Source organism: Paenibacillus sp. FW126-R14, from assembly GCF_058789495.1.
Genome location: NZ_JBYTBS010000037.1, coordinates 62,952 through 76,121, shown reverse-complemented (window position 1 = coordinate 76,121; position 13,170 = coordinate 62,952). Strand labels below are relative to the sequence as shown.

Here is a 13,170-nt window from a genome sequence, read left to right as displayed (position 1 = left end):
ATTTTAATAAAAATTCATGAGCGTATAATTCCTTACATGAGATCTCTACATAAGATTTTTACTCAAATTATTTCGTAGGAGGTTATTTTCTTAAATATTAGAGGAGAGGGACGATACAAATGAAAGCGGTTTTAGAAAACTATAGAGAGAATATCAAAATAAAGAAAAAGAACAGCATTCTACATAGCTTAAAAAGAGATTCACTCTTATATCTACTCTTACTGCTGCCAATGGCGTATATTCTCATATTTCGATATGCACCCATTTATGGCGTGTTGATGGCTTTTCAGGATTATAACATTTTTGATGGAATTAGCGGCAGTAAGTGGGTTGGCCTTGATGTTTTCAAATTCATTTTTGAACAAAATAGTTTTTACCGTGCGCTTACCAATACGCTTGTGTTGAACCTTCTGGATTTGGTAGCGGGGTTCCCTGCCCCCATCATCCTGGCTATATTGTTGAGTGAAATCCGGTATGCCCGATTTAAAAAAGTGACCCAAACCATTCTATATTTACCGCACTTCTTATCCTGGGTCATTATTGGCGGTATGGTGTATCTGCTATTTTCATCAGGTGGGATGGCGAATACGGTTTTATCCAGCATCGGGATTGGGAAAATCGAGTTTCTTTCTCAAAAAACAAATTGGTTGATCATGTATGTAGCTATTGGGGTTTGGCAAAGCGTTGGATGGGGGACCATTATCTATTTGGCTTCCATCATTGGGATTAATAAGGAGCTGTATGAGGCGGCAGATATCGATGGATGCAGCAGGCTTCGTAAAATATGGCACATTACTTTGCCTGGGATTAAGCCTACGATTATTATCTTGTTAATTTTACAAATAGGCAAGATGCTCTCGATCGGGTTTGACCGGCCATTTGTGATGGGGAATTCGCTGGTAAGTGAGTACTCCGATGTCATCAGTACCTATGTGTATCGGATTGGAATTGGATCTGGCGACTTCTCGCAGGCAACAGCCGTTGGACTGTTTCAATCGGTTGTAGGGTTGATCTTTTTAGTGGCAGCCAATTACATTGCCAAAAGAATTGGTGAGCAGGGAATTTGGTAAGGAGTGTGAGTTTGTTGAGTAGAAAAAAAAGAATCAATTTCACGGATATAAGCATTATTTTATTCATAACGGCCGTATCCATTACCTGTTTAATTCCATTTTTATATATGATCGCGCTTTCTTTCAGCTCGAATGATGCCATTATCTCTCAGAAGGTCGCACTTTGGCCGGTAGGCTTCACGCTTGAAACATATAAAACGATTCTAAGCGATGTTGAAATGATTTATACACTTGGGTACACGATTGTGCTGACCATTGTCTATACACTAGTTTGTATGTTTTTAACTATTTGTGCAGCGTATCCACTTACAAAGAAGAGGTTAAAGGGAAGAAGCTTTATTTTAACAGTTTTGGTTTTCACCATGTATTTTAGCGGAGGTTTAATACCTAGCTACATTCTTGTAAAAAATCTGGATTTGATGAATACGATGTGGAGCTTAATTTTGCCAGGCGCTATGAGCGTTTTCAATTTAATTATCCTAAAAACCTTTTTTGCATCACTTCCGGAAAGCTTGGAAGAATCGGCCTCGATTGACGGTTGTAATGAACTTGGGATCCTAGTACGAATTGTTCTTCCGTTATCTTTGCCTTCTATAGCAACGTTAAGCCTCTTTTACGCGGTGGATAGATGGAACGGCTTTCAGGATGCGCTTTTTTATATCACAAATAAGAATCTTTATCCGATGCAATTAAAGCTGTACCAAATCATCACTGCGAACCAACAGCTAGATGCCCAGCAAGGTGAAGGCAGTGTTGGGGCTTATATTGTTCCTGAGTCATTGAAAGCTGCAAGTGTTATGTTTGCAACCGTTCCAATCTTGGTTGTTTACCCGAAACTTCAAAAATATTTTGTGGATGGCGTCATGACGGGGGCAATTAAGGGATAATGGGGCAGATTGAAGGGTGGTGGTTATTGGACTAATTAGGTAGGATGGATAAGAATGTTTTCGATTTTTGGACACTGCGGAAAAGTCATCGTTTTTGTCGAAAATGATAGAGGAGAGGTCATAAAAATGAAAATTAAAAAAATGTTGGCTGTACTACCGGTTTCGACACTATTGATAAGTGCTTTGGCGGGATGCGGAAGCGACAGTAATAAAGTAAGCCAATCGGCATCGCCAGCGCCAGCAGCTTCAACTGCTGCTGCAACACCTTCAAGTCCTCCGGTTACACTTACGGTTGAAGTATTTGACAGAGGCATACAGGGACAGCCAGATCTGAACAATAATACGTGGACCAGGTATATCAATGATAATTTTGGCAAACAGAACAATGCGATTGTGAAATTTGTTGCGGTACCTAGATCTCAAGAAGTTGATAAGCTCAATATATTGATGGCAGCAGGTGAGGCACCCGATATCTCATTTACTTATGACAGCCCAACCGTATCCAGATACGCGAAAGTGAATGGTATTGTTCAATTGAATGATTTATTGGCTAAGCATGGCAAAGAATTAACGAATTATTTGGGGAAAACCGTTCTTTCTTATGGACTGTTTGAAGGAAAACAGATGGCCATTCCTGCTAAAAGAACTTCGCTGGCATGGAATGGTATGTTTATTAGAAAGGATTGGCTCGATAAATTAGGGATGCCTGTTCCTACGACGAGAGATGAATTATATAATACTTTAGTTGCATTCCGGGATAAAAATCCGGGAGGCGTCGATGGCGTTATCCCTTGGGGATTAGCTGCAACTGGTTTAAATTATAACTATGGAAATTTAGGCGAATCTTACTGGGGAAAACAGTCGGAGGAAGAATTTGTTACAGCTCCGTTCAGCTGGTTAAGACCTGGAAACAAGGATGCGCTGAAGTTTCTGAACAAGCTCTACAATGAAAAATTAATTAGCCCTGATTTCGCTTTAGACAAAACAGCCAAGCAAGCGGATGCTGATCTAACCAACGGAAAAATCGGATTTTTCAGTGCAAACTGGGATTATCCGTTAAGACAAAATATCAGTCAGCCATTAAAGGCAAATGTGCCTACCGCAAACTTTGTACCCATTGACGTTTTTCAAAATTACGAAGGTAAATATAAGAAAATCGCCTATAACGAAAATGGCGTCAATGTCATTATTCCGAAGAGCAGTAAAAATGCAGAGCTGGCTATTAAATACTTAAACTGGATGTCCGACCCGAAAAATTTATTCTTCCTTCAATATGGCCAAGAAGGAGTCAACCACAAGATGGTGAATGGGATTCCGCAGGTTATTAATCAAACAGGGGACAATATGCAACCGAGTTATCTAAATCTTGATTATACCCTGGTTGTAAATGGTGTGGAGCTTGGCGACCCTCAGAAAAATATTAAGGCTTTAGCTGCATCGGCTCCTGGATTTGAAGATGTTGCAGAAAAATCATACAAAATCAATACGACGGATACGTACACCAGTTACTTCTTTGATACGCCAAATGAGTCCAATATTAAGTTTGGCAAAACACTTGGGGATATGAACAAGCTAATGACGGATAAACTGATTGTCTGTAAGCCTTCAGAATTTGATGCTCTGTATGATAAGTTGGTTGCAGAATACCTGGCAGCAGGCGGGAAGGCTGTTACGGATGAAAATGTGAAAATCTACAAGGCAATGCAAGCAAATAAGAAGTAATTAAGTTTTAAACCTAGGCCCTAGCCTAGGTTTTTTGCAAAGTTTAGAGTACTATTATTTTACATGAAAAATCCGCATAAAAATTGTCGATTATTATATTGATTTTGCTAAGATCAACAATCATGGAGGTATTTATGTATCGTGTAATTATTGTAGATGATGAACCTTGGGCGATAAAAGGAATACGGAATGCCTTTAACTGGCATCAATACGGGTTCGAAATCATAGGTCAATTTACAAGTGCCCATAAGGCTTTTGAGTTTATATCCGAGGAAACTCCCGATCTCGTCTTTACAGATATTAGAATGCCTGAGATTTCCGGCCTTGAGCTTATGAAGATGACGAAAGACAGGGGATTGGATGTCGACTTCGTTGTTGTAAGCGGTTTCGCTGAGTTTGCTTATGCGCAAGAGGCTCTAAGATATGGTGCGCTGGACTATTGCCTCAAGCCCTTGGATATTGAGTTGGCAGATCCCTTAATTGAAAAGCTGGCCTTGCATTTCTCCAAGAAACGAAGTATTCGAAATAACCTTATTTTAGAGGCGCTTACCGCACCTGATAAAAGTGATTTAAAAAGCTTGACGCCATTTTTTGATCGTCCATCGGACGATTATTTGCGCGTCGTTATCGTGTATTCCGATCGTGAGAAAAAGGAGGGTCAAGCCATTAAGTTTGGCGATATAGGGCATATCTTAGAAGTTGAATTTGGCTCAAGAAAGACACTGTACATTCTCAAAAGTGATAAGAGATCAGAGTTGGATATCCAATTGGATGCTTCAATATTCACAGATTCAAATATAAAATCTATAGGAATTAGCTCCATTTCTACGAATTACGATCAAATGGCCAAGCTAATCAAGGAATCCGATCTTGCAGCTTCACAAACATTTTTAAATGAAGAAAAAGGGATATTTGAATATGAGCCAAAGCTTAGCTTGATTAATCCGTTGATAGATGGCATTGCTTCTAGTATGAAAGAGAAAAAGTTTGAAGACATAGATGACATCATTCAGAAAATGATGCATTTCTTCTCATCTCATCATTTAGGCATGGGAGAAGTCGTTTATTTATGGAATCAAGTGGTCAGCAGCCTGGTTGGCACCTATTACGAAGAGTTGAGGGACATGGAGCTTGATTTCCTCAATTATTCTGAACTGAAAGAGCGATTTGAAAACTTTGAGTCCTTATGCAGCTTTTTAAATGACATTTTCATATACTTAAAGCAGCTAAACGGCCAGTCCATGCATGAAAGCGATAAGAACGCTTATTTTGCCCAAATGGTGAAATACATCGACAATCATTATCAGGACGAGTTATATCTGAAAGATTTATCTGTCAAATTTCTGATCAACCAAGTGTACTGCTGCCAACTGTTTAAAAAAGTTTTGGGCAAAACCTTTTCGGGATATGTAACCGATTTGAGAATCAAAAAAGCTTGCGAGCTATTGAAAAGAACAGAGCTGTCCATTGAAGAAATTGCAACCAAAGTAGGTTATTTGGACTATTATTATTTCAATAAAGTATTTAAGAAGCAATGTGGGATAACGCCTACGAAATTCAGAAAAGGTTGACTGGAGTGGGGAGATTTGCAGATTAGCAGACTAAAACTTAAACATCAGATCTTACTGATATTTTTATTTTCGATTTTCATATTTACTATTATGGAATTCTATTCCTACTATAGCTTTTATAATTTAACCCAAAAGAGAGCTGTAAATTATGGGAATACGATCATAGAACAAACTCGCCAAAAGATCGATTCCATTTTTAACGATATTAAAGTCAGTACAAACATAGCTGTTGATAATAAATGGGTACAGGAATTTACCATTGCAGATGACGATTACAAAAGGGGGTTTGAAATTGGCACTTATGTCATTGACCTCATAGAATATATGAGGCTCTTTAATTCTTATTTAAGTGGTATTGTAATTACGGATAATCAAGGAAGAAAAATTTCCAGTTTAGCGACTGCCAATAGTGATATTACGTTTTCAAATCAGTATACCAATTTTATTAATTCATTTAAAAATGAAAATGAGACTTTTGTTAAAGGGAAATTTACAAACTTATTAAAGGACGAAAAAACAGGGAATGAATATTTCTTTTATATAGCACCCATTATTGAGGCGATTGGCGGGGTTCAATTTTCTAAAAAGACAGGCTATTGTTCTGTCATCGTGAATATGGAAAAGATACAAGATCTTGTGGAAAACACAGAATTGACGCCTAATTCAGCTTTGTATATCCTTAACAGCCGAAATGAGGTCATTGCGTCTAATCATGCAAATTTGCATGGCAATTTATTCGAGGAAATTCTTTCGATCGATAGTCAAAGTCTAACGAATGGGGTAAAAACCAAAATCAATGGGGAGGATGTCATCGTACAGGCAAAAGGCTTGAGGCAGGCGGACGAGTGGCGGATCGTAAGTATGATACCGGTGCATGAGCTGACAACGGATATGAATGCGATTAAGAATATTAGCATTATTGCAGGAATTGGTATCATTTTAAGTATGATGATTCTGGGGTACTTTTTCTTAAACAATCTGACTCGGCCTGTGATGGGGCTTGTCTCAGATATGAAAAAAATCGGTAATCGCGACAGGGGCTTTCGGGTGAAGGTGCGTTCAACCAATGAAGTTGGCGTTCTGGCCTATGATATCAATAGGATGATTGACAATATGGAAGAGATGACGAGTCATGTTATTAGTACGCAGGCAAGATTATATGAGGCGGAATTGAGCAAAAAACAGGCGGAGTTTTCTGCCTTACAAAGTCAAATCAACCCGCATTTCCTTTATAATACTTTAAATTGCATTAGTAGTATCGGTCTGGAATACGGCAGTAAGGAAATTGCGCAGATTACTTCAAGTATGTCAAAGATTTTTCGGTATAGTATTGAAAAAAGCGAACTCGTTTTAATAAGTGAAGAAATTCAATGTATTAAGGCCTATCTCAATATTATTTCCATTCGATATGAAAACAAGTTCGCTTTGGAAGTTAAGGTTGATGACAAGCTATTAGGGATGAAAACACCTAAAATGATCTTGCAGCCCATTGTGGAAAACTCCGTCTATCATGGACTCGAAAGTATGGACGCGGGAGGACAGCTTTGTGTAAGCGGCAGTATGGACGAGAATGGAGATATCTGTTTTCAAGTAGCGGATACGGGGAAAGGGATAGGTCAAGATGAGCTGGAACGCATGAAAGCGAAACTGCACATGGAATATTCGGAGAGAGTGAAAAACAGTTTAGAAGGGAAAAATATCGGGCTTTCCAATATTAATAATAGGATAAAGCTGCTATTTGGAGAGGGTTACGGGGTAGAGATAGAGAGTCAACTTGGCAATGGAACGACAGTGACTGTTAAGATTCCATCTATATGAACAAATTATATGGAAAAATAACACAAACAGAACCCGCCAAAGATAGGCGGGTTCTGCTGCCTAAAAATCATTTAACACGCTCGGATCCGCACAGCGGCCTGCGGAAGGCAATCGGTAATGTACATTTCTACACCACCACAGCTGTTAATCGTCCAGTTCACGGTACACCCTGTTCCTTCAACCTCATAGCGCACGCCTTCTGCCATGTTGACCACGATGCTGAAGGCTTGTTCGGCTTTACTTGCATAGCGAAATTCCGCTTGATACGCCGTATAGCTTTCGTTAAAGGACTGCTGCAGCATCCAAACATTAAAACCGGTGGACACTTTGCCAAGTTGGTAATAAGCCGCAAACCAATTGATGACCGGAGCCGACAAACCGCCGAAATGATGCCACCCTGCGCCTCGGCCTGTTTGCACGATAAAGTGCTCATAACAGTTGTAGGTGGCTTCGGTCTCACGCTTCCATAAGTTTAAAGCGGTATCCGCGATGCGGAAAGCAAGATCGGAGTAACCCAAATCGAGCATGGTTTTCCAGAAAAACCATTGATGCGACATCCAAACCGCACCGTTCCAATAGCCATCCGCCCGATAATAAGGCGCGCTTTGGTCAACGGTGGACAGGCCGATTGGCGTCCATAAATGCTTTTCATCGAACAGCGCGGCAACCAGGCGATCCGCACGCGATTTGGTACAGATGCCGGCTACTAGCGGGTAAAGCCCATCCATCCCCATGTTGTAATTGGCCCCGGAGCTGTGCCGTAGAGGACCTTCCGGCTCACCTTGCTCGCTATGCACGACATAGCCGTAATAACCGGCTTCTTCATCCCACGCATGCTTCTCCAAAGCATGACTCCATCGTTCGATATCCTGCTCGTATTCCCCTATGTCTTCCTGCCAATTGTCCGACATTGCGGCAGCCATTTTCAGGATTTTAGCAATACGAATGGCCTGGCTCGTTGTCACAATAGGGGCAACTGTTGCTTCGAGTGTCTGCTCATGCACATATTTTTGCGGCGGATAGTCGTCCCACCCTCCGGAATTATAGAAGTAATCCCATGTCTTAAGTAGTCCGGAGCGCAGTAGGCCAGTAGTAGACCCGTTAATTCTCCCGGCTAGGAACAAGTAATATTGACGTAATCGCGGATAAAAATGATGCAAGAAGGCGAGAGACTGCCCTTGGTTCCACAGCTCAAGAAACACATAATGCTGCACGGGCACCGGGCTGCCATGATGAATGAAAGCAGCCTGGCGGTCACCAGGTTCTGTCATATACGCATTCAAGCAATCTATGGAGCGCCCTGCATCCAAATCGGAGAACCCGAGTGCGATAAACCCTGAATCCCATGTATATAGGGAATCCCACCAGCGCCCTGGCGTACTGTGGCGAATATACCTGCGTTTGGTGTAAACAGGGAAGACGGTATTGGTTAGCAGCGTAGCCCGCATAAGCTGCTGGCTAAACGCATAGGTGTTACCGGCCGCATAAGAGGGAGGCGGAATTAACTTCGCATGTTCAGCTTTATAAATGGCTTCGCATTTATCGTAGTCCAGCGAAACCGCTGTTAAGGAGGCAAGCACTTCTTCGTACGTCCCGGAACAGACCATGCCATGAAGGATCTTCGATGAAGCTGGTTCGACATGAATGGGACGCATGAACACATTCGTAAAGTGACCCTTGCCATTACCCTGCAAGACGGCATCAACATGGTTATGCACCGTGTGACGGGCATACCGATCCAACTCGTCGTTTTTGTATTGCCGTATCTCTACATGGGGGTAGTTCCATAAAAGGCCGTAATGATACGGGCAATCTTTATAACGGAGGATCAGGCTGCCAGGAACAGGCCCTTCCAGTAATTCAGGCTCGATGTGCCAGAACCGGTCGACAAAGACAAACTCCTCGACAGCGTTGTGCTCGACTAGCGTAAAGCCGTCCAGTATCAAGGGGCCGGAGCCGCAAGCAGATAAGGAGAGCGTGAAGTCTCCTGCTGCAAGCGCCCCGATCGGTAGACGGGCAACCCAGAGGGAGCTGGAAGCCTCTACATCGAATCGGTATGTTTGATGTCCAATTTGAAGCTCAAGCTCCCCGCTTTTCTCCGTTTGGTAGCGCAGCAAAAACACGCCGTTGTTTAAAGGCTCTGCGAGATTTATCTCATAACGCAGCAAGTCGCCTTGGTCGGCACCGAAGCTGCATCCTATTGCGGACCCCCCCGTAAAATGCTGGCCTCGAATTTCTCCCCTAAGAAAACCGTCATAGACCAAGCCGTCCGACGGTCGCGGGCGTGCGAATTTCAATTCGCTATAGTCTAGCGCATCAACCCACACAGCGCCCTCGGGCATCTGCGCATCTGCACATACCTGTACGTCGCCGTGCTCAAGAAGGCGAGGCGGCTGAAGTGAAGCCATCCAGTGCAGTACCAAGTTTTGCTGATGCTCGGATTGGTTCACGAAGGATACCCGAATCAGACGGCACTGATCAGCGATACGGCTGAAGGAAATGTCGGTATAGACGCGATCTTTCCATTCAAGCTCATGGCGGTGGGAGAAGAAGCTGTAATCCGCCGCTGCCTCCCATGGATGATAGCCGGATTCCCACAGCACGTTGGGAATATCCATTTTTCTCCTGTAGAAGCCAGGCATTAAACTAAGATCAAAACGCAAGCCTCGCGCTTGATCGCTGATATGGGAAATACCCATGTATTGTTTGGTATAAGGTCCCCAAGCTGGCAGTCTAAGATCATGGTCATCAGGGAATGTCTCGATCTCATGCATTGTCTATCGCTCCTTCGACATGTAGGCTCTTCTCTTTATTTTAAAAGAGTACATGCCAAAATGCCTCTTGATATAAGCTTCAATTATCTTGAAAACGGACATTCATGCTATGATGGGAGTAACAATGAAGTGCAGGAGGATCCCCGTGCCCGTGAATCTGACAGCTTACGATAAAGAACATGTGGATTATGAAGATCCCAATTTCCGGATGAAAATATGGACCTTACATCAACCTAGCCAACCATCCGATCAATATGGGCCCTGGCACTATCATGAAGAGGTGGAGTTGATCGCTGTGCTGCAAGGCAGCCTGACGATGGAAACCACACATCTCAGTTATCATCTGCAAGCTGGCAATGTGGTGATGCTCGGCTCCAATGAACTGCACAGATCCCATAAACATGGACATACTGATTTGCTGTATATCGTCTGCCATGTTGATATGGCAGCTTTTATGGATCCATCCTTGCTTCCGTATCTCGCCGCATTTACCGGCCGCTCGGCCAATTTAACACAGATTAATGAAACGCTGCACAAATATCCGGCAAGCGTACAGGTCATTCACCAACTTATCCATCAGATGCTGCTCGATATGACGATACAACAGCGGGGCTACGAGCTCTCTATAAATGCTAGCTTGAAAAAGCTCCTGTATACGTTAATTCAGATTGATGATGACCACATCATAAAACCGATGGATCCACAGCTAGCGGAGAAATTGCGTCCTGCACTTATCTATATCGAACAACAGTTGGAAGTATCTTTCCAACTTGCGGATATAAGCAACAAGCTGAACTATAACAGCAGCTATTTTGCCAAGTTGTTCAAAAGAGGAATGGGTATGACGTTTACGTCCTACGTCCAGATGCGCCGAATGAAACGAGCAGAGCAGCTCTTGCTAACAGAGGCGTGGTCTGTAACTGAAATTAGCGGCAAAGTAGGGTTTACCAGTCCAGCTCAGTTTTATCAATTGTTCAAAAGGCATTTCGGCTGCTCGCCGAGGCAGTTTGTTGAGAAACGAACCCTTCCTAAACTTTAAAGATATGTAACCAAACGAAAAAGCTTAATTAAAATTATTATTGACAGCGGTTACATTTATTGATTATAATTTTAATGAACAAGATTGTTGAACAATTTTGATGAAAGGAACTCGAGAATGATCAATGAACAAGAACGCAGCCGTGACATTGCTCATCTGGGACATGTAGAACTGCTAACGCCTAAATTGGAGGAAAGTTTAGCTTTTTTTACAGATATTCTTGGCATGCAGGAAGTGGCGCGAAAGGGCAATTCCATCTATCTTCGCTGTTGGGGGGACTATGAGCAATACTCCTTAATCTTAACCGAATCGGCACAAGCAGGGGTCGGCCATACGGCCTTGAGAACGATGAATCGGCAAGCATTAGAGAGAAGTGTCCGCGCAATTGAAGCGACTGGCTTGGGGATTGGCTGGGTGAATGGTGACATAGGCCATGGAAAAGCTTATCAATACCGCGGTCAAGACGGGCATCTAATGGAGTTATATTATGATTCAGAAGCTTATGATCCACCAGAACATTTACGCCCTGCACTTAAGAACCAGCCGCAGAAGTTTACAGGTCACGGTGTAGCCGTAAAGCACTTGGATCATATCAATTACTTATCCTCAAATCCGGAAGCGGATGGGGATTTCGCTGAAAGCGTACTTGGCTTGCGGTTAACGGAGCAGATTCAGTTAAACGATGGACGCCGTCCCGGGCTGTGGTATTCACCTAATAATAAGTCCTATGAAGTCGTTTATACATTAGATGCGACAGGCTCGCGGGGACGTTTCCATCACATCGCTTTCTCGGTAGACACTAACGAAGGAGTTTGGAGAGCGGCGAATCTATTCGTGGATCACGGCGTTTTTATCGAATTCTCTCCTAGTAAGCATGCTATTAACCAGACATATTTTGTATACGTTTACGAGCCAGGGGGAAATCGAATTGAGATCTGCTCCGGCGGGTATCTTGTTCTTGCGCCTGACTGGAAAACGATTACCTGGACAGAGGCTGATCGGGCTAAAGGGCAAGCTTGGGGAAATAAAACGGTCCCTAGCTTTCATTCTTATGGAACGCCACCGGTCGATCCGAAGTAATTTTAAGACATGAGGAGGCATTATGTGTATGGCAAAACGAGAGGTTCTACATGTGAAGGGTTCCCATCATAAAAATCCGATCCCGACGGCAGTGAAGATCAGTAACATGGTCTTCACATCTGCGATCATCGGATCAGATCCGGAGACAGGTGAGATGCCGGAAAGCGTTCACGATGAGACGGCTAATCTTTTTCATTACATCAGAGAAATCATGGCGCTTGCCGGAGGCACTACGGATGATATCGCTCATTTAAGCGTACTATTGACAGATCGTGCTTATAAGAAAGTTGTTAATGAAGAATGGCTGAAAATGTTTCCAGACGAAAATAATAGGCCAACCAGACATAGTACGGTTCAAGAGTTAAGAGAAGGGCTTAGAGTACAGATCGAAATGACGGCTGTGTTGTAAAGTACGGAAAAGTTTTTGGTCGCAATGAATAATTGACACTTTAATGAAGGAATAGGTATAGTTAAAAGATTGATTACCTATATTGAAGGTCAATTTTGACGATGAAAAGAGGAATCCCATGACACCTGTTGACATTGCCTACAAGTTTATAAAGGAACGGATCTTGAATGGAACATTCCGTCCTGCGCAGAAAGTGACAGAAATGCAGCTCACAGAAGAGATTGGGGTCAGTCGAAATACGGTTATTAAAGCGCTGCTGAAGCTGGAACAAGAGAATTTGGTAGCCATCGAGAAGAACAAAGGGGCTACGATTAAGGATTTTACCTTAGAGGAAATATTGAATTATTTATCCATACGCAGAGTTCTTGAGGGACTATCCATTCGCTCTGCCGTCCAACATATTAGCGAAAGCAATGTTAAGCAGTTAACAGAAATTATTGCACAAATGAAATCTTGTCTCACAAGTAATCTGTATGACGAATACTCGAGGTTAAATAAAGAGTTTCATCAGATTATCTATGAGGCATCTCGGAACCGGCAGGCCGTTGATCTGATTATTATGATTAAAACTCAGCTAAGCCGGCTGCATCTCAGAACGATTATGTTACCTGGCAGAGATGACGAATCATTTGGCGAACATATGCGGATTTATGAAGCGATCGCAACGCGAGATGCAGATGCAGCAGAACAGGCCATCATGCAGCATATCAACAATATTAGCTTGACCATTGAACGAAACTACAACTATTTAATCTAGTTAGGGGATGGAGGTGTTTTAATTTTAATATTGAGGTAAGGGG

At 42.6% G+C, this 13,170-nt stretch carries 10 protein-coding genes; 9 read left to right on the top strand and 1 reads right to left on the bottom strand.

Features of this window, described 5'->3' with window-relative positions:
• Positions 1 to 119: 119 nt before the first annotated feature.
• From AC3WRW_RS21535 to AC3WRW_RS21515, 5 genes are all read left to right on the top strand, one after another.
• Positions 120 to 1,070, top strand: a complete 951-nt coding sequence (locus AC3WRW_RS21535) for an ABC transporter permease (RefSeq protein WP_492548350.1) — start codon at positions 120 to 122, stop codon at positions 1,068 to 1,070.
• A gap of 14 nt (positions 1,071 to 1,084) precedes the next feature.
• Positions 1,085 to 1,957 (top strand): carbohydrate ABC transporter permease, encoded by an 873-nt coding sequence (locus AC3WRW_RS21530; protein WP_492548349.1) that lies wholly within the window; start codon positions 1,085 to 1,087, stop codon positions 1,955 to 1,957.
• 54 nt (positions 1,958 to 2,011) lie between these two features.
• A complete protein-coding gene (locus tag AC3WRW_RS21525; protein WP_492548348.1) occupies positions 2,012 to 3,679 on the top strand; it encodes an extracellular solute-binding protein in 1,668 nt (555 codons plus the stop codon).
• A gap of 134 nt (positions 3,680 to 3,813) precedes the next feature.
• Positions 3,814 to 5,250 carry a response regulator transcription factor gene (locus AC3WRW_RS21520; RefSeq protein ID WP_492548347.1) on the top strand — a complete coding sequence of 479 codons (1,437 nt, stop codon included), beginning with the start codon at positions 3,814 to 3,816 and terminating at the stop codon, positions 5,248 to 5,250.
• A gap of 15 nt (positions 5,251 to 5,265) precedes the next feature.
• Positions 5,266 to 7,068: a sensor histidine kinase gene (locus tag AC3WRW_RS21515; protein ID WP_492548346.1), complete on the top strand. Its 1,803-nt coding sequence runs from the start codon at positions 5,266 to 5,268 to the stop codon at positions 7,066 to 7,068.
• A gap of 71 nt (positions 7,069 to 7,139) precedes the next feature.
• Here AC3WRW_RS21515 and AC3WRW_RS21510 read toward each other — a convergent pair whose 3' ends face one another.
• Entirely contained in the window at positions 7,140 to 9,842 is a 2,703-nt protein-coding gene (locus AC3WRW_RS21510) for an MGH1-like glycoside hydrolase domain-containing protein (protein ID WP_492548345.1), read from the bottom strand.
• 145 nt (positions 9,843 to 9,987) lie between these two features.
• Between AC3WRW_RS21510 and AC3WRW_RS21505 the strand changes: the two genes are divergently transcribed.
• From AC3WRW_RS21505 to AC3WRW_RS21490, 4 genes are all read left to right on the top strand, one after another.
• On the top strand, positions 9,988 to 10,881 hold the full coding sequence (locus AC3WRW_RS21505; RefSeq protein ID WP_492548344.1) for a helix-turn-helix transcriptional regulator: 894 nt from the start codon (positions 9,988 to 9,990) through the stop codon (positions 10,879 to 10,881).
• Between the two features lie 117 nt (positions 10,882 to 10,998).
• Positions 10,999 to 11,961 carry a VOC family protein gene (locus tag AC3WRW_RS21500; protein ID WP_492548343.1) on the top strand — a complete coding sequence of 321 codons (963 nt, stop codon included), beginning with the start codon at positions 10,999 to 11,001 and terminating at the stop codon, positions 11,959 to 11,961.
• Positions 11,962 to 11,989: 28 nt separating this feature from the next.
• Positions 11,990 to 12,370: a RidA family protein gene (locus AC3WRW_RS21495; protein WP_492548342.1), complete on the top strand. Its 381-nt coding sequence runs from the start codon at positions 11,990 to 11,992 to the stop codon at positions 12,368 to 12,370.
• Between the two features lie 118 nt (positions 12,371 to 12,488).
• Positions 12,489 to 13,127: a GntR family transcriptional regulator gene (locus AC3WRW_RS21490; protein WP_492548341.1), complete on the top strand. Its 639-nt coding sequence runs from the start codon at positions 12,489 to 12,491 to the stop codon at positions 13,125 to 13,127.
• Positions 13,128 to 13,170 lie beyond the last annotated feature (43 nt).

What these genes read in the sequence shown, in the direction of transcription:
- AC3WRW_RS21535 (WP_492548350.1), top strand. Translation starts at nt 120, where the DNA reads ATGAAAGCGGTTTTAGAAAACTATAGAGAGAATATCAAAATAAAGAAA.
- AC3WRW_RS21525 (WP_492548348.1), top strand. Translation starts at nt 2,012, where the DNA reads ATGTTTTCGATTTTTGGACACTGCGGAAAAGTCATCGTTTTTGTCGAA.
- AC3WRW_RS21520 (WP_492548347.1), top strand. Translation starts at nt 3,814, where the DNA reads ATGTATCGTGTAATTATTGTAGATGATGAACCTTGGGCGATAAAAGGA.
- AC3WRW_RS21510 (WP_492548345.1), bottom strand. Translation starts at nt 9,842, where the DNA reads ATGCATGAGATCGAGACATTCCCTGATGACCATGATCTTAGACTGCCA.
- AC3WRW_RS21500 (WP_492548343.1), top strand. Translation starts at nt 10,999, where the DNA reads ATGATCAATGAACAAGAACGCAGCCGTGACATTGCTCATCTGGGACAT.
- AC3WRW_RS21495 (WP_492548342.1), top strand. Translation starts at nt 11,990, where the DNA reads ATGGCAAAACGAGAGGTTCTACATGTGAAGGGTTCCCATCATAAAAAT.
- AC3WRW_RS21490 (WP_492548341.1), top strand. Translation starts at nt 12,489, where the DNA reads ATGACACCTGTTGACATTGCCTACAAGTTTATAAAGGAACGGATCTTG.